The sequence below is a fragment of the Photobacterium lutimaris genome (genome assembly GCF_003025555.1).
Lineage (GTDB): Bacteria > Pseudomonadota > Gammaproteobacteria > Enterobacterales > Vibrionaceae > Photobacterium > Photobacterium lutimaris.
The window spans coordinates 142,718-159,580 of record NZ_PYMH01000004.1; the positions used below are offsets into that span (position 1 = coordinate 142,718).

14 protein-coding genes and 3 pseudogenes are annotated in these 16,863 nt (G+C 46.0%); 10 read left to right on the forward strand and 7 right to left on the reverse strand.

Features of this window, described 5'->3' with window-relative positions:
- Nucleotides 1-10: 10 nt before the first annotated feature.
- The 6 genes from C9I99_RS11105 (at nt 11) to C9I99_RS11130 (ending at nt 5,532) form a co-directional block, all read left to right on the forward strand.
- Nucleotides 11-1,279, forward strand: a complete 1,269-nt coding sequence (locus C9I99_RS11105) for a TRAP transporter large permease (RefSeq protein ID WP_107348955.1) — start codon at nt 11-13, stop codon at nt 1,277-1,279.
- A gap of 12 nt (nt 1,280-1,291) precedes the next feature.
- A complete protein-coding gene (locus tag C9I99_RS11110) occupies nt 1,292-2,437 on the forward strand; it encodes a mandelate racemase/muconate lactonizing enzyme family protein (RefSeq protein WP_107348956.1) in 1,146 nt (381 codons plus the stop codon).
- A 59-nt stretch (nt 2,438-2,496) separates the two neighbouring features.
- Nucleotides 2,497-3,420 carry a 2-dehydro-3-deoxygalactonokinase gene (locus C9I99_RS11115; protein ID WP_107348957.1) on the forward strand — a complete coding sequence of 308 codons (924 nt, stop codon included), beginning with the start codon at nt 2,497-2,499 and terminating at the stop codon, nt 3,418-3,420.
- A complete protein-coding gene (locus C9I99_RS11120; RefSeq protein ID WP_107348958.1) occupies nt 3,410-4,042 on the forward strand; it encodes a 2-dehydro-3-deoxy-6-phosphogalactonate aldolase in 633 nt (210 codons plus the stop codon). The genes C9I99_RS11115 and C9I99_RS11120 overlap by 11 nt, the downstream gene beginning before the upstream one ends.
- A gap of 262 nt (nt 4,043-4,304) precedes the next feature.
- A complete protein-coding gene (gene yghU / locus C9I99_RS11125) occupies nt 4,305-5,162 on the forward strand; it encodes a glutathione-dependent disulfide-bond oxidoreductase (RefSeq protein ID WP_107348959.1) in 858 nt (285 codons plus the stop codon).
- A gap of 52 nt (nt 5,163-5,214) precedes the next feature.
- Entirely contained in the window at nt 5,215-5,532 is a 318-nt protein-coding gene (locus tag C9I99_RS11130; protein WP_208113378.1) for a helix-turn-helix domain-containing protein, read from the forward strand.
- On the opposite strand, the gene C9I99_RS11135 is transcribed toward C9I99_RS11130, so the two are convergent.
- Together C9I99_RS11135 and C9I99_RS11140 are read right to left on the reverse strand one after the other, a co-directional pair.
- Complete coding sequence (locus tag C9I99_RS11135; RefSeq protein WP_107348960.1) at nt 5,524-6,042, reverse strand: SRPBCC domain-containing protein; 519 nt, start codon at nt 6,040-6,042, stop codon at nt 5,524-5,526. The genes C9I99_RS11130 and C9I99_RS11135 overlap by 9 nt on opposite strands.
- Nucleotides 6,043-6,136: 94 nt before the next feature.
- Nucleotides 6,137-6,943, reverse strand: coding sequence for an AraC family transcriptional regulator (locus tag C9I99_RS11140; RefSeq protein WP_107348961.1), 807 nt, complete (start codon nt 6,941-6,943; stop codon nt 6,137-6,139).
- Between the two features lie 205 nt (nt 6,944-7,148).
- Between C9I99_RS11140 and C9I99_RS11145 the strand changes: the two genes are divergently transcribed.
- The gene (locus C9I99_RS11145) at nt 7,149-8,180 is read left to right on the forward strand and encodes a bile acid:sodium symporter family protein (RefSeq protein ID WP_275937917.1); all 1,032 of its coding nucleotides are present in this window, start codon (nt 7,149-7,151) and stop codon (nt 8,178-8,180) included.
- 270 nt (nt 8,181-8,450) lie between these two features.
- On the opposite strand, the pseudogene C9I99_RS11150 reads toward C9I99_RS11145, so the two are convergent.
- Nucleotides 8,451-9,332 (reverse strand): annotated as a pseudogene (locus C9I99_RS11150) (MBL fold metallo-hydrolase); the annotation flags it as partial.
- Between the two features lie 196 nt (nt 9,333-9,528).
- Between C9I99_RS11150 and C9I99_RS11155 the strand changes: the two are divergent.
- Nucleotides 9,529-10,425 carry a LysR family transcriptional regulator gene (locus tag C9I99_RS11155; RefSeq protein ID WP_107348964.1) on the forward strand — a complete coding sequence of 299 codons (897 nt, stop codon included), beginning with the start codon at nt 9,529-9,531 and terminating at the stop codon, nt 10,423-10,425.
- Nucleotides 10,426-10,595: 170 nt separating this feature from the next.
- Here C9I99_RS11155 and C9I99_RS11160 read toward each other — a convergent pair whose 3' ends face one another.
- The 3 genes and pseudogenes from C9I99_RS11160 to C9I99_RS11170 all read right to left on the reverse strand — a co-directional run.
- The gene (locus C9I99_RS11160) at nt 10,596-10,997 is read right to left on the reverse strand and encodes an H-NS family histone-like protein (RefSeq protein ID WP_107348965.1); all 402 of its coding nucleotides are present in this window, start codon (nt 10,995-10,997) and stop codon (nt 10,596-10,598) included.
- Between the two features lie 140 nt (nt 10,998-11,137).
- A pseudogene (locus C9I99_RS11165) lies at nt 11,138-11,638 on the reverse strand (tyrosine-type recombinase/integrase).
- A 279-nt stretch (nt 11,639-11,917) separates the two neighbouring features.
- Nucleotides 11,918-12,125, reverse strand: a pseudogene (locus C9I99_RS11170) (transposase); the annotation flags it as partial.
- A gap of 526 nt (nt 12,126-12,651) precedes the next feature.
- Here C9I99_RS11170 and C9I99_RS11175 point away from each other — a divergent pair.
- The gene (locus C9I99_RS11175) at nt 12,652-14,025 is read left to right on the forward strand and encodes a carbohydrate porin (RefSeq protein WP_107348966.1); all 1,374 of its coding nucleotides are present in this window, start codon (nt 12,652-12,654) and stop codon (nt 14,023-14,025) included.
- 135 nt (nt 14,026-14,160) lie between these two features.
- Here C9I99_RS11175 and C9I99_RS11180 read toward each other — a convergent pair whose 3' ends face one another.
- Nucleotides 14,161-15,147, reverse strand: coding sequence for a LacI family DNA-binding transcriptional regulator (locus C9I99_RS11180; protein ID WP_107348967.1), 987 nt, complete (start codon nt 15,145-15,147; stop codon nt 14,161-14,163).
- 234 nt (nt 15,148-15,381) lie between these two features.
- On the opposite strand from C9I99_RS11180, the gene C9I99_RS11185 reads away from it, so the two are divergent.
- Nucleotides 15,382-16,821 carry a sucrose-specific PTS transporter subunit IIBC gene (locus tag C9I99_RS11185; protein WP_107348968.1) on the forward strand — a complete coding sequence of 480 codons (1,440 nt, stop codon included), beginning with the start codon at nt 15,382-15,384 and terminating at the stop codon, nt 16,819-16,821.
- Nucleotides 16,822-16,863: the final 42 nt, after the last annotated feature.

A 16,863-nucleotide genomic window follows, 5' to 3' on the forward strand; every position in this document is an offset into this window, starting at 1 on the left:
GTAGGGAAGCATGTCTATATTTATTCTGTTCTCAACGTTTGCGTTTTTAGTGGTCTACACTGTGCCGATTGCGATTGCATTGGGTATCGCAACATTGGTTACCATTCTTTCAACGGGCAACCTGAGCGTTGATTTCCTCGTCAGCACACTGATTACATCGGTTGACTCTTTTCCCATTATGGCGGTGCCATTCTTTATCTTGGCCGGTGACATTATGGGCAGCGGAGGGATCTCGCAGCGTTTGGTGAACTTCGCGAACTCGTTAGTGAAAAACATCACTGGTGGTTTTGCGATTGCCTCGATTATTACCTGTATGTTCTTCGCGGCAATTTCAGGTTCGGGCCCGGCAACGGTTGCTGCGGTTGGCGGCATCATGATCCCGGCGATGATCAAGTATGGTTACGACCGTGGCTTTGCGACGGCCGTCGTGACTGCCGCTGGTGCGATTGGCGTGATGATCCCACCGAGTATCCCTATGGTGATGTACGGTGTGTCGGCCAGCACCTCTATCGGTGATCTGTTTATTGCAGGTGTTGTACCGGGTCTTCTTGTGACGTTTTGCTTGATTGTGTGGGCATACATTTATTCGAAGAAGAAAGGCTACAAAGGCTCTGATGAGCCATTCTCTTTTAAAGAAGTTTTCGAACAACTTAAACATGCCCAGTTAGCACTTTTGATTCCGGTGATTATCCTCGGTGGTATTTACGGCGGTATCTTTACTCCGACTGAGGCCAGTGTCGTCGCGGTAGTGTATGGCCTTATTGTCAGCCTGTTTGTGTACAAGGAAATCACGTTCAAGGATTTGCCTCAGATATTTACTAAATCCATTTTGACCTCGGTGATTGTTCTACTGATTGTAGGGACTGCAACCGCTTTTGGTAAATACCTTGCACTTGAACAAATTCCGACGCAAATCGCCAATGCGATGCTCGCATTCTCTGATAGCAAAATTGTCTTTATTCTGCTGATGGTTGCACTCCTGCTTGTTGTGGGCTGTTTCATGGAAACCGTTGCTGCCATCATCATCCTGACACCAATACTGGTGCCAGTTGCCATGCTGTTCGGATTCAATCCGGTGCACATCGGTATCATTATGGTCGTGACGCTAGCAATCGGTTTTATTACGCCACCGCTTGGTTTGAACCTGTTTGTCGGCTCGAGCGTCTCGGGGATCTCCGTAGAGCGCTTGTCCAAAGCCATTGTACCGTTCTTTGTCGCCATGCTGATTGCCCTGATGTTTGTCATCTTCATTCCGCAACTGTCTCTGGCACTGATTTAAAAAGGTAACACTATGAAAATAATTAACGTTATTCCCCACGCGATTTCTGTACCGCTGGAGCAACCGTTTTATTTCTCGCAAGGTTGGGTACATAACCGTAGCTCACTGATTGTCGAGATTGTGACAGACGAAGGGATCACCGGATTTGGTGAAGCGCTGTGTCATGGCCTGCAGCCTCCTCACATAGCTGCAGCGTTTATTGAACATGCTTTCAAGCCGCTGCTTCTTAACCGCGACCCCTTCGATGTCGAGGTTCTTTGGGAAGAGATGTACAACCTGACTCGTCCATATGGCCAAGGCGGCTCAGCGGTCAATGCTATCAGTGGTGTCGATATTGCGCTGTGGGACATTATGGGCAAGGCACTCAACCAACCGATCCATAAACTGATTGGCGGCGCTTTCCGTAAAGAAGTGACACCTTACGCGACGGGCTTCTACCGCGTTGAGGGAGCGACTTACCCTGCTGATTCTATCGATGAGGCACATCGACATGTCGAGTCTGGTTTTGGTGCATTCAAGCTGAAAATCGGGTTTGGTATCGAAGAGGATGTTGCTTTGATCCGCGCGATCCGCGAAGCGGTTGGTGATGATGTGAAGATCATGGCTGACGCCAACGGTGCCTACAGCGTTGGCGCGGCGCGCCGTATTATCAAGGAAACCGAAGAGTACAGCCCGTACTTCCTTGAAGAGTTGCTGGCACCGGAAGATCTGGAAGGCTACCAGCAGATCAAAAACCTATCGAAAACCTATATTGCGGCGGGTGAACAGGTCTTTGGTAAGACAGGTTATCGCCCATGGCTTGAAGGTAATGCGCTGGACATCATCCAGCCCGATCTGTGTTCGTCTGGTGGTATTACTGAGTGCAAGAAAATTGCGGCGATGGCACAAGCTAACAATACCCGCATGATCCCGCATGTTTGGGGCTCAGGCATTGGCATTGCGGCATCACTGCAGTTCATTGCGTCATTACCGGCGGCACCGCTTTCACTGAATCCGATTGAACCAATGCTTGAGTATGATCAGTCTTCTCACCCATTCCGCAAAGACTTGATTTGTGACGGTATCAAAATGGTGGATGGCAAAGTCCAAATATCGACTAAGCCGGGCATTGGTGTTGATGTAAACCGAGAGATTATCGAGCGCTATAAGATCAACTAATTATCTGAATTTTAATATTTTGCCCCGTAATCACGGGGCAATAGTAGGGATCTTATCGAATGATAAAAAAACAATTACCAGCACATTGGCTTGTTATTGACTGGGGAACAACAAACTTCCGTGCTTTTGCGATGGGTGAGCAAGGTGATGTACTTGATAAAGTTGAGTTGTCGCTGGGCCTGCTGCAGGTGAAAGAAGGCGCGTTCGCCATTGAACTGGAAAATGTGTTGTCAGGCTGGCTAGCCGAATATAAACACCTGCCAATTTACATGGCTGGTATGGTGGGCTCACAGCAAGGCTGGGCCAATGTGGAGTATGTGCCGACGTCTGTTGGCATTGAGCAACTTGCGCATAATGCCTATCGCTTTGAGCTGCCATGGGGAGCAACAGCAACCATCGTTCCTGGTGTCAGCCATCAATCGGCTGAAGGCCTGTTCGATGTGATGCGTGGTGAAGAGGTGCAGTTGTTTGGTCTGGCGAAACTGACGGGCATGGCTGACTTAGTTGCGATTATGCCGGGTACTCACAGTAAGCATGCGGCCTTTAACAAGGGTCAATTGGTTGAATTCTCGTCTTATATGACCGGTGAACTATTCTCTGTGATTTCAACGCATACGATTTTGGGACGAGGCTTGCCGGAAACGGGGGCGCTAACCGATAACTTGGCGTTTCTTAAAGGCGTACGTGAAGGGCAGGGGGAGCAGTTAACCAATACCTTATTCATGGCGCGAACCCATCGCTTGTTCAACAACATTACCGATGCAGAAGTACTGGATTACCTATCCGGCGTGTTAATTGGTAATGAGCTGAAAGCGCTAGAAGCTAAGCAGGTACAAGTTTACTTAGTAGGAGGCGGTAAGTTGTGCGAACGCTATCAACTTGCCTGCCAAGAATTGGGTCTCGAATCTACGTATATCAATGGTGATGAGTGTTTCATTGCCGGTATGGCTGCAATCCAGAAGGTAATGAACAATGACAACTAAATCATTTAATCTCGCTGAAAACTTGCCTCTTGTGGCAATCATTCGTGGTGTAACACCGTCTGAAGTTATCGATGTGGCACAAGTGCTTATCGAAGAGGGCTTTACCATGATTGAGGTACCGCTAAACAGTCCTGATGCACTAGTGAGTATCAAGACGCTGGTGGATCACTTCGGCCATGATTACTACATCGGTGCGGGTACCGTCACAACACCAGAGCTTGCCCAGCAAGTTATCGACACGGGGGCTAACTTAGTGGTGACGCCTAACTTCCACGAAGAAGTAGTCAAAATGTCGATCGAAGCGGGGTGTGTGACCTTCCCTGGGGTAGTTACTCCAACTGAAGCATTTGCCGCGCTTGCCGCTGGAGCAACAGGTATCAAGTTGTTCCCTGTTACTATGCTTGGCACCTCAGGCTTCAAGGCCCTTAAGTCGGTGCTGCCACCTGAGACTATTTGCTTGCCTGTAGGGGGGATCAGCCCTACAACTGAGAGCATGAAGCCGTATACCGACCTTGGCGCACAAGGGTTTGGTTTAGGGGCTGCGCTGTATAAGCCGGGTATGACAAGGGATGAAATTCGAAATAATGCGAAGGCCTATGTCGCAGCATTCAACGCTTGCTAAACGCCATTTTGGTCAATGTAGACGTTTTAAGGAAGCCAATTTGGCTTCCTTTTTTATGCCCTGCAAAGTGGTAATCAATATAGTCTCAAAATCACACCATCCATGAACACGTATTGCAAAATATTGCACTAAGCTGGATAGTTAGCGGAATATTTAATCTTGAACGACTGTTCACGGCCTTGTGAAGGCGTTGCTAAAACAGCACTAAACGATGCGCCCGTTGGGCAGGAAGTTACTGTAATGAGTCAGCGAGGAGTAGCAAATGGGTACAGCATATAACCCACCAAAAGTTTGGACTTACGACAGTGCAAGTGGTGGAGAGTGGGCAAGCATCAACCGACCAGATTCAGGGGCCAGGCATGAACAGGTACTCCCTGTTGGCTCCCATCCGCTGCAGCTATACTCGCTGGCTACGCCCAATGGTCAGAAAGTCACGATCATGTTGGAAGAGTTGCTGGCTGCGGGGGTATCAGAAGCGGAATATGATGCTCACTTGATACGGATCGGCGAAGGCGATCAGTTTTCATCCGGTTTTGTTGAGGTGAACCCTAACTCTAAAATTCCTGCGCTGGTTGACTATTCCGTTGAAAAGCCGATTAACGTCTTTGAGTCTGGTGGCATTTTACTTTATCTCGCTGAGAAGTTTGGTCACTTTCTTCCACAAGATGTGACCGCAAAGACGAAGGTAATGAATTGGCTATTCTGGCTTCAAGGCTCTGCGCCATACTTGGGGGGCGGTTTTGGTCATTTCTATGCCTATGCGCCAGAAAAAATCGAATACCCAATTGATCGTTTTACCATGGAAGCCAAGCGACAGCTTGATGTGCTCGATAAGCAGCTGGCAAATAATGCTTTTGTCGCAGGTGACGAATACACCATTGCGGATATGGCTATTTGGCCATGGTATGGCAATCTGGTACTAGGCAAACTGTATGATGCTGCTGAATTTTTGCAGGTTGAGCAGTACACCCACGTAGTCCGATGGGCCAAGGAGATTGATAGCCGCCCTGCGGTACAGCGCGGTAAAATGGTTAACCGTACTTGGGGGGAAGAGTGGGAGCAAGTCCCTGAGCGCCATAGTGCCAAGGATATTGATGAGGTACTAAAACTCAAGCCATAATCCTGCTGGTAATGAGAACAAGCCACCTTACCTCGCAGGAAAGGGGTAAGGTGTGCGATATAGTAGGAGAATTACCGTTGCTGAAGCCATGGATGTGACTGGCGACAGTCAATACAACGCCTCTCGCAATCTCAAAATGCTGTACAAGGCAGGATTACTGACGCAGGAAAAGCAAGGTAAGTGGGTCTACTACACCTTGGCTGTTCAAGAGCAACCGCACTGGATAGCTTTGGTTGAATCAGTTCGAACATTGCCAGAGCAACGTTTTGCGCAAGTTTCTGCCCGGTGTCAGCAACGTCTTGCCTTGCGAGTGAATAATGAATGTGTTGTTGGGGCCAATAGCGAGGAGTGGCTGAGTCGATCACTTTAGCCCTTCGCCCTGACCTTTAGGTGAGCTCTGTTTCTTGCATTCAGGCTGCTTTTTGAGTCCATCCAGCCATCGTTTGTGGTAGGAGTGGATGTTTCGGCTAGTGAATAATCGGGTCAACCAAGTCATTCCGCCACGCTGGGTTGATTCTGTCAAAACAACGCAGCCATCATCGGTTGGCTCTATGAGCCACGCATGGTACATATCGACATCACCGCACTTGCCTTTCCACGCAATCCGTTTGTGGGGGATATATTCCACAACCGTACAATCAAAGTGTAGGGCTCTGGCCTTCCAGCGAAAAAGTGTGCCCTTGTGCAGTTCAATACCATCACCGTTGAGAATTTGAACTGACGTTTGGGCGCGCCCCCACTGAGGCCAGCATGGAGCATGTATTAGGCATGACCAGATGGTATCAGCTTGAGCGGGGATCAGCGTTTCGTTTCTCACATGCAATTGCGCATGTTTGGGGTGGTAATACTCAGGCCAATGGATTTCCTTGCTGGTCGTCATCGTGTCTGCCTTTTGCTGTAAAGTCTTTAAAGACTAATACGAATAGTGTGTTTTCACTAGTTGGCTGGACGGTACGAAGGTTGAGTGGATGACATTATTCTTTTCGGAGATATTTTCCGGGCGTAACGCCAAACTGTTTTTTGAAGGTTGATACAAATGCCGAGACGGAGTCGTAACCGCATTCGATAGATACCCGTGTGACCGGTGAGCCAGATTCAAGCCTGTTCAGAGCGTCGAGTAATCTGGCCCGCTGACGCCACTGTTGAAACGTCAGCCCAGTTTGTTGCTTGAAAAGCCTGCTGACGCTTCGACCAGACAAGCCAACGAGCTCGCCGAGTTGCTCGATGCTTCTCGGCTCCTCGGGGTGCATTTGGAGAAGCTCTGCGAGAGTCGCAAGGCGTTTATCGCCTGGTAGTGTGAGTTGGGTTGCAGCGGGGGGCAGGCAAGCGATTTGATCGAGCAGCACTTGAGCCAATCGCCCATCAGCGCTATTGCAGTCATAATTGGCTGGTAGAGCACAGAACTGGAGGACCAGTTCACGGACCAAGGGAGTGATACTGCATACCCTTGGTTGGCTCCACACTATATCGGATAAATACTTGGTTTCTATATATAGGCTGCGCATTTGCGCAGCACCATTGGATATCACCTTGTGCTCAATACCCTCGGGGATCCAAATTGCAAACTGGGGCGGAGCAACGTAGTGGCCCTGGCGGGTATGGACGATGAGCATGCCTTCAGCGGCATAGGACCACTGGCCCCAACCATGGGTATGCCAGTGGGTTTGGCTACCAGATTGCTGCCAGTTTTCAACTCGGGCATAAACGGGACGGGGAAGCTCTCTAAGCAAGGGGACTTGCCTATGCTGTCTCTGGCTGGCGTTGAGTATCGGTTTAACCATGACAAATCTTCCTGTTCTGTTTTTTCAAGCAACGTGCCGCACTGTTAGATAGCCCGCTGGGAATATAATGGGTCATCTTGTCCTGTATGAGATAAAAGTTAGCTTCTTGGCGATAGCAGGAAATCATGACCAGCGTATCCTATAACCTAAACGTTGCCAATGGATGGCGAGTTGTTTGGCGTGCATTGTCAAATGGCATGAAAGTATGAAAGGTGAGAGTGTGATTAAACGAGTAATCAATTATTTCAAGAAAGAATGGTTTCTAACCGGGATGCTAACAGCGGTTGCGCTGGCAGCCCTAATGCCTTCAGTGGGTCAGTCGGGGGGGATACTGCATTTAGACCAAGTGACGGCCGTGGGTATTGCCATTATTTTCTTCCTCCATGGTGTTGGTATGTCGCCACAAGCGATCAAAGCCGGCATCACGAACTGGAAGCTGCATCTCTTTGTTCAGAGCGCGACCTTTATTGCCTATCCTTTGCTCTGGCTTATTTTCGGTAATATGTTCCATGCCATGATGCCGGCTGCATTGGCTTTTGGTTTCTGTTATCTGTTCGTTTTGCCAAGTACGATATCTTCATCGGTGGCCATGACCAGTGCAGCCAAAGGCAATGTACCGGGAGCGATTTTTAATGCTTCCTTGTCCAGCGTATTGGGTGTGTTGATCACCCCTTTGTTGATCCAGTGGTTTATGGGCATGGAAGGGGTAGAGATGGATATAATTGATACCGTGGTGTCAATCTCTTCGATGCTGTTACTGCCGATGATTGTCGGGCAATTGCTACGGCCTGTGTTGCTTAAGCTCTTGGAAAAACGTAAATCAATCATTAACAAAATCGACAAATGGGTGATTTTGCTTATCGTCTTCAATGCATTTAGCGACTCGGTGAAAGATGGGATATGGTCTGATTTTGCCCTCAGTACCTTGGCAATGACCTTACTGTTCACCACCCTTATTCTGTTGTTGGTGGTACACAGTATGCAATGGATTGCCCGCAAGGCTGGTTTTAACCGAGAAGATGAAATTGCTGCCGTTTTTTGTGGTACCAAGAAAACCTTGGCGGCCGGTGTACCGATGGCCAAAGTTATTTTCGGTGCTAACCCAATGCTGGGGATGATGTTGCTACCGATTATGTTCTACCATCAAATTCAGATTTTCTATTGTGCCATTTTGGCTAATCGCTACGCGAAAGAGAGTGAGCAAGAAGCACAGGTAGCGGTTAAGCAAACCGCTTAGTTGCAAGCGTGTGCCCACATCATGAAAACAGCCAAGGCTCAGACGTTGACAGAACACTGAAAATCACACAGCACTAAAAATTGCCAGCTGGCACGTTTTTGGACAAAATTAGTGGTTTAGTACAAATGCACTAAACCATTAAATAGAGATAAAAAGTATCTTGCAACCTCTACTGGCAAACTATCGCTAATAAAATCATGTTTTCCATGTCACAAATAACAGCAAACCTTCGACTAAGGAGTTATTTTTCTCCTAAAGAAATAGTAAAAGTTATTGTTTCTGTTTCTCAAATGCCAAGCGTTCTTCAGCACCTTTTTTAAGCGTGCGTAGTTGCTCAATTAAGCCTTGCTTGTCAACAAAGGGATGTTTATAGTCGTCTCCCCTAGAATCAATAAGTTTACTTGCTTCTGTCATTCCATTGCTGAAAGGATGCGCAGTTAGATGAACTGAGATTGGGTGCTCGCTAGCATTTACGAGTTCTTCAATTCGCTCGATGCTTTGGATGTAAGCTTCTACCTGTTCTGGCCCGTCTATAGCATTTAACCCTAAACCACCAATCGAGATAGCTCGATATGTATTTTCGCCATCTTGAACGTCAAAAACATAAGAGGCCGTACCCCAAGTGTGACCTGGAGTACTCAACAATATAAACTCCTTGCCTCCCACAGTGAACAAATCACCATCTTTAGCGACGATATCCGCTTCAGTTAGAAAACGACTGTCCCAGTAAGCTTTTGGTTTCTTATTTACATCTTCAAAGGCCTCTAGCCAACCTTCTTCCGTCATAACAAATTGAGCATTAGATAGCTCTTTCAGATGACTTGCGCCACCCGTATGATCAAAGTGTCCGTGCGTCATAAGAACCAATTTAATATCCTCTGGTTTTACGCCCACACTCTCTATATTGCGAATGAGCTGCTCAGAAAACGGCCCCGTAAGCGTATCAATTAATACAGCACCGTCATCTGTTTTTATAAGCCAAGATGACACCCAACATACGCCGACATAATAAACATTATCAAATGCCTCATAAGGTTTAATATACTGTCCTTCTGCATTATTTAGCCAACGGTTAAGCTCTCTATCCATTTTTCCAGTGCGGCCAAATTCAGAAAATGCGGCGTTGATAGTCTCAGATGGACATCCCACAAGATCGTCTGGTGTCAAAGGTTGTGCGAATGCACTTGAACTAAAAAGACAACAAGTGGCGATTAAATTAGTTAAAAACTTAGACATGATTAAGTACCCTAATTGTGAGTTGAAACTATCATAATTTCTTTAAATGCACGGATAAACCGCTTTTTGTGCTACATTGAGTTGCACAAATCGAACAGTTAAGAGGTGTGCTATGGATAAAATCACAGGAATGCGCGTGTTTGTAGAAGTGGTCAATTTAGGCAGCTTAACCGCAGCGGCAGGTAAACTGGAGATGTCAAGATCCATGGCAACGAGACACCTCGCATCACTTGAGAAATGCTTGGGTGTGACGTTACTGAGTCGACATGCAAGAAGATTGCAAATAACCAGTGCGGGGGAAGATGTCCTACCATATTATCGACAAATTTTATCACTAAATGATAGTGTCACGCATATCACAAGCAGAGATGACGCGGAACCTCAAGGCTTGATTCGAGTCGCTTGTAGTGTGTCTTTTGGGCAATCCCACATAGCAAAATTAATACGCCAATTTATCTCAATTTACCCCAAAATTTCGGTAGAAGTCATACTTACTGAGCGATATATTGACTTAGCAAAAGAGCCTTTTGATATCGTTATCCAGATAGGCAAAGAACAAGATCATCGGATGGTGTCTCGCCAACTAACTACTTGCCACTCTGTAGTTTGTGCTGCACCAAGTTATTTGAAAAGCCATGAAAGACCCACTAAACCTCGCGACTTAGTCACTCATAATTGTCTACTGCACATCAATCTAGGCAGTAACTTGTGTCTGCGCAATAACTCGGATGCAAGTACAGATCTCCCCATACAGGTGCCTGTGTCTGGTCAATTCAAATCCAATGACGTCATGGTGCTGTTAGAGGCTGCTATTTCTGGCGAGGGAGTCACGTGTTTGCCATCTGTAATCGTTCAGCCTTACATTGATAAACACAAGTTAACCCTTTTGCTTGAGGACTACGTGATGGATGATTTAGCGATAAACATCCTTTACCAATCCCGCAAGCATCTTGCAAAACGTGTCCACAAACTCATCGACTTTCTGGTCGATGAGTTTGCGGAAACCTAATTACTAAAATTAGGTCAACTATCATTTAGTCTGTAGAGTATGAGACTGCTCCGTGAATCACATTTTGGGGCAGAAAAGACTTACAAAGTCAGTTAAGTAATAACAAAACCAACTGTTAAAAAAGAGTTTGGATTCAAGCGAAAGCCCAACAGTTGGGGCTTTCACCCTGATTAGATCAGAAAATCATCTAGTGATTTTCCTTCATTCTCGATAGCTTCCTTCAGAGGCGCAGGCATTCGACCTTGACCTGTCCAGGTGCGCTCTTCACCATCAACGGTGAATTTATACTTAGCTGGACGAGGTGCACGCTTAGTTTTTTTAGGTGTGTCGGCCAAGATTGTTAACAGCTCTTCTGGATCAATACCATCTGCAATCAGCATAGCGCGGTACGCCTGTAATTTTTCTTCTTTTTCTTTCTCTGCTTGGTGAGATTCAGCTTCAGCTTCTTCACGCTCAGAAACCACAGCTTGCAGTTTCTCTAGGGCTTCTTGAAGTTGTTCTAACGTAAATTCTTCTCGTGCAGCAGCGCGCAGAGAACGCAGGTTTAATAGTGTCTTAAAAGCGTCACTCATAATTTAAAAGTTCATAATAAATAAAGCAGATACATTACATTAATTTTAGTAATTAAACTATTCACAATTAAAGACAATAACACTTGCAACACTTTGGGGCACAGGCTTTTCAGTGTATTAAAAAGCCTGAAATATTACCTCTAGTAGTCGGTTTGCTCTGAAAGCCTCAGTGCATCTTCCAACTCAACGGCAAGGTAACAGATTGTGTTGTCTAACTTAGAATGCCCCAACCCTAGTTTGATCGCCCAATTCCTGATGATTTAACGATAAAAAGAGTAGCTTATAGGTTGCCCCTTTCGTCGAGTACTCGGGAAAAGGTAATTACTTGCATCTAGAGAGGCTGAATAGATCCATATGCAGATACTTTGCTAAGTTCTTGGCGTGATTTCGTAGTGCACATCAGTACCAGTTTTCTGCTGGATGCATTGCCCCCTTTCGTAAATCACTCCTTGGGAGGATACGTCGTATACGTGGAGTTGAAGTCAATCGCTGGATCTCAATTTACTATCAATGGCCAGATTAAGCAGTGCAAGCTGCATCAAATCGTTTTCAAGCTCTAATCGAGTTCTGATTCGCCAGATTTCTTGAAGCTGGAATGGCATTTTTATACCGCTACATGCCCTTGATGATTGCTTCCTCATGCTAACCTCCTTTCGAATGTTGTTGGCCAACTAGGATTTTAGGAAAGCTAGCGTGACATTCTAGCTAGCAAAGTCATGGACAGAGGTTCGTTAGAGTAAACCACCCAGAACCTATGCATCGGATAACTTCTCTTATCCTAAAGCGTCAACGACCATCGTTGTCGGGGGGGGGGGCAATTTGCGCGGGACTGGACAATATCTATCAATACTAGCTAAGTCTACATTGCCGCTAAAGTCCATTTCTAAGCAAATATACCCACTTGCCTTCAACGGTCGATACTTTTGATTAAGAGCGACTTTTAGGGCTTCCACTTCCAGCATGGACTCAGCTAACAACTTCTTCAGCTTAGCGTTTTCTTCTTCAAGTGTCCTCAAGCGACGGGCATCTGATTCGTCCATGCTTGCGGCACAGCTCTCTAACCGCAATACCGGCTTCTGCTTCCTTGAGAATGCCTATGATCTGCTGTTCGTTGAATCGCTTCTTCATATTCACCTTCCTTCTTATAAGATGGACACTACTAAGTTTTGGATGGATTAGAAAGTGGGGAGCAGGCCGGGCGCTTTCATAACCATGTTGGGGTATTTCTAACCTTTACTTTTACCTTTAAATCGTCATTTATGGGATTGAACAAAACTGACATCACTTTCGATAACAGAGTCATTCATCAGTTAAGGTGGATCGTTATTGTGTTGCTTGTCACGTTTTGCGCACCATGCACACAAGTTTATCGACAACCTTTCTAAAGCTATCAATGTGCGCGATACATTATTTTTCGCTCATCAATCAATTTCACTTGTGACAAAGTTATCAGAATTATGCATTTTCGGTAACGTTCCCGAAAATATCGATCTATTATCCACCAAGATACAAAAGTGAAGTAATCAACACAGCTTATTTCTACTTTTTCTTCGATATAGAGCTTGTACATCAAAAGTATAAGCCGACATGTGCTTACGAATTATTTTGGGAACGTTTGCAGCTAATCCAAAACAATTAACGCGAGAACATAAGAATGAAACTACACACTTTAACGGTTGCTGTAACAATGGGGCTAATGACAACATCAGTATTAGCAAGTGAAGACGTTGCAGCATTCGAGCAACGTATTAGTGAATTAGAACAAAGGCTTGCAAAAACAGAGCAGGTTTCTACTGAGGCAAATGAAAAGGCTTCTTCGTTTGAGTTTCACGGTTATGCACGCTCGGGGTTATTGATCAACGACGACCTCAACGGCGCGGCAGGCACTGGACCTTACATGACGGCTGCGGGTGCGATTGGTGCGCCAGTTGGACGACTTGGTCTTGAAGATGATCATTACGTTGAAGCGAACTTGATTCATAAACGTTTTGCGGATGATGGTTCTAGTGCATTGTTTCGTATCATGTTAGCCGACAGTACTGAGACAAATAACGAATGGACTGCCAGCGAAAGCCAGTTGAATGTACGACAAGTGTATTCAGAACTGAATCGTCTGAGCATGTTCTCTGAATCTGAAGCGTTTTCTGAAGCAACGTTCTGGGCAGGTAAACGATTCGATCGCGACAATTTTGATATTCACTTTTTCGATTCGGATATTGTCTTCTTGTCAGGTACTGGTGCAGGCGTTTACGACGTTCAAATGAGCGACAACTGGAAAGCTAATTTCTCTATTTATGGCCGAGATTTTGGTGAGATTGATAGCTCATCGACAGATGTAGAAAACTACATTGCAACCATGAATAACCGTATTGGCCAATGGCAAGTGATGTTGAGTGGCATGACATCAGCAGACAACGATAACCGCCTAAATGGCGCTGCTGAAAGTGGTGTACACGCTATGTTTGTGTACCATGGAGACAACTTCTTTGGTTTGAGCGAAGGCTTCTCTAAAACGGGTATGTTAGTCGGTAGCGGCCTAGGTGCGGAGCTAAAAGGCATCGGCTCAAATGGTGATCTACTGGATGACGCAAAAGCTGTTCGTCTGTTTAGCTACGGTGTGACTCGCCTTGGTGACAACTGGCGTCTAGCGCCTGCATTAATGGCAGAGCATAGCCAAGACCGTCTGAAAAAGAATGATGAGTTTACATGGGCTTCTTTGAACGTTCGATTGGCTCAAGAGTTCACAGAGAACTTTGAGATGGTTTACGAAGGTTCACTGCAGTACATGGATTTGGACAACTCCATAGAACAAGCAAGCGGTGGTTTCTATAAAGCCACAATTGCGCCGACACTTAAGCTTTCAACTAGTACCGGCTTTTTTGATAGACCAGAACTGCGTTTCGCTGTGAGCTATGTTGATTGGAGTGAAGATCTGAATGGTTACTCGATCAGTACTGAAGCGGACGTAGCAACGATGGGAAAGGGCGGCGAGGTTCTATTTGCACTGCAGATGGAAACTTGGTTCTAACTTCCGGATATATCGTTAGATAGAGAGCTTTAATCATGATGTGATATTCGCATCATTAAATGCCAACCTTATCGTTTCACTCGAAGGTTGGCATTTTTGTATCTTGTGGAGCGACTTAATTTCTAAAGTAACTCGCTAGCAAGATTCTCGGTCAATGGTGGTGAAGGTCAACACCATCTTACTCATTTCAAAGCTTTTTTTCTCAATACGGTCGAGTAGCAGCTTGGCTCCATTTTCTCCCGCTTTATCAAACGCATAGTTAAACGTAGAAAGCGTTGGCGTGCATACTGAAGCGAGTTCATCGTCACCCACACCTAGAACCAATACATCCTTTCCAGGAACGAGCCCTGCTTCCTGAATGGCTCTGATCGCACCTATTGCGATACGGTCAGTTGCACAGAACAGGCCGTCGAGCTTGGTGTGTTCTTTGAGAGACTGCTTAGCCAGCTTGTAACCTGAATCTATGGTGAAGTCACCACGGGCGTGAAATTGCAGTGTGAGGTCGTTGAATTGAAGCGATTGAGCGAAGCCTTCCGATCTCATCTTATCAACCGCAATATCATCGCCTTGTACGCCGATGAACCCCATATGCTTGCAACCTTTCGAGATGAGGCGGTTACCTGCTTCAAACCCTACACGAGTGTCGTCGTGCACAATACTTGGGATGTTAAACATCGAACCGTCTTGACCAACCAACACCACCGGTACTGCAGAGCTTTGAATCGCTTTGACTAATTTGTTGTCGAGGTGGGTCGCGTACAGGATGATGCCTTCAACACGTTTCTGATTAAATATCTGAATATATTCGAGTTCTTTGTGGTGTGTTTGGTGTGTACTCGCTAATAGAACATGCTTGCCCGCTTGCTCTAATACTGCGGTTAAACCGTCAACCCCTTGAGAGGTGGCGTGGGAAGAAACCCTAGGAACAATCACCCCAACGAGATTGGTTTTCTGAGACTTTAAGTCTTTAGCGACTTGGTTTGGGAGATAGCCACACTCTTCTACCGCTTTACGAACCTTAACCTTGGTCGCTTCTTTCACGCCATACTCATCGTTGATTACTCTTGAGACCGTCGACTTGGAAACTCCAGCGAGACGAGCGACATCATGAAGACTAGCCATTATAAATATCCATTTGTAATTTTAGTTTTGGGACGGTTTGCAAACAGACCATCAAATTTTCCTGTTATCAGGAGATTTTAACCCTGTCTTCTCATCTTAGGGAGATAATTTGAAGATCATTCTCACACTATTGAGCAGTTATCTTTGATCATTTGTTGTTTCTAGGCAAAAATTTGTTTTGCAAACGTTCCCGAGAAATTCAAAGGCTCAAATGATAATCCAATGGGGTATGTAATGAATTATCCAAAAATAGCAAAAGAGCTGCTCTCTCTATTAGGCGGTAAAAGTAATATCACCGCACTCGCACACTGTGCGACTCGTCTGCGTCTTGCAGTTGCAGACCAAGACAAAATTGACGAACAGGCGATCGATAACCTAGAAGGGGTTAAGGGCCAATTCAAAGTGGCAGGTCAGTATCAGATCATCTTCGGGTCTGGGATCGTTAACCAAGTTTATGCTGAGCTGGCTAAGCTGACGGAAATGACGGAAATGTCGACCAACGACGTGGCGTCAGCGGGTGCTGATAACCAAAATATTGTGCAACGCGCTGTGAAAGGCCTGTCTGATATTTTTGTACCTATTATTCCTGCGATTGTTGCTGGTGGTCTGTTGATGGGTATCTACAACCTATTGACGGCTCAAGGCTTGTTTATTGATGGCAAATCTTTAATCGACGCTAACCCGGGCTTGACCGACTTAGCAAACATGATCAATACATTTGCTAATGCACCTTTTGTGTACTTACCTATTTTATTAGCATTTTCAGCGAGCAAGAAGTTTGGTGGTAACCCATACCTCGGCGCGGCTTTAGGTATGTTGATGGTTCACCCAGACCTTCTTAATGGTTGGGGCTTCGGTGGCGCATCGGTGTCGGGCAGCATTCCAGTTTGGAACATTCTAGGCTTTGAGATTGAGAAAGTGGGCTATCAAGGTTCAGTACTGCCAGTTCTTGTTTCTGCGTTTATTCTAGCGAAAGTTGAGCTTGGCCTACGTAAAGTGGTGCCTTCTGTTCTGGATAACTTGCTTACGCCACTATTGGCAATCTTCGTGACTGGTCTACTGACATTCACCGTTGTTGGTCCATTTACACGTGATATCGGCTTCCTATTGGGTGATGGCCTGAACTGGTTATACAACAGCGCTGGTTTCATTGGTGGTGCGGTGTTTGGTTTGATTTATGCGCCATTTGTAATCACAGGTATGCACCATAGTTTTATCGCAATCGAAACTCAGTTGCTTGCGGATATCGCAACGACAGGCGGCACGTTCATCTTCCCTATCGCGGCGATGTCTAACGTATCACAAGGTGCGGCGGCACTGGCTGTTGGTTTCATGACTCGCGATACAAAAATGAAGAGTATTGCGATTCCTTCTGGTGTGACAGGTCTACTTGGTATTACTGAGCCTGCAATGTTCGGTGTGAATTTGAAGCTTCGCTACCCATTCATTGCTGCGGTTTGTGCAGCTGCGGTTTCAAGTGCATTTATCACTATGTTTAATGTGAAAGCACAAGCACTGGGCGCGGCGGGTATTCCTGGCATCATTTCAATATCGCCAGAAAAAATTGGCTATTACGTGGTAGGTATGATTATCGCGTTCGTGACTGCCTTTGCTCTGACCGTTGTTTTAGGTCTGCGTGAACGCAGCAAGCAAAACATTAAAGCAACAGCTTAACATTTCTCCCTAGAAGCGAAGTTCCCCCGCTTCATTTCCTAA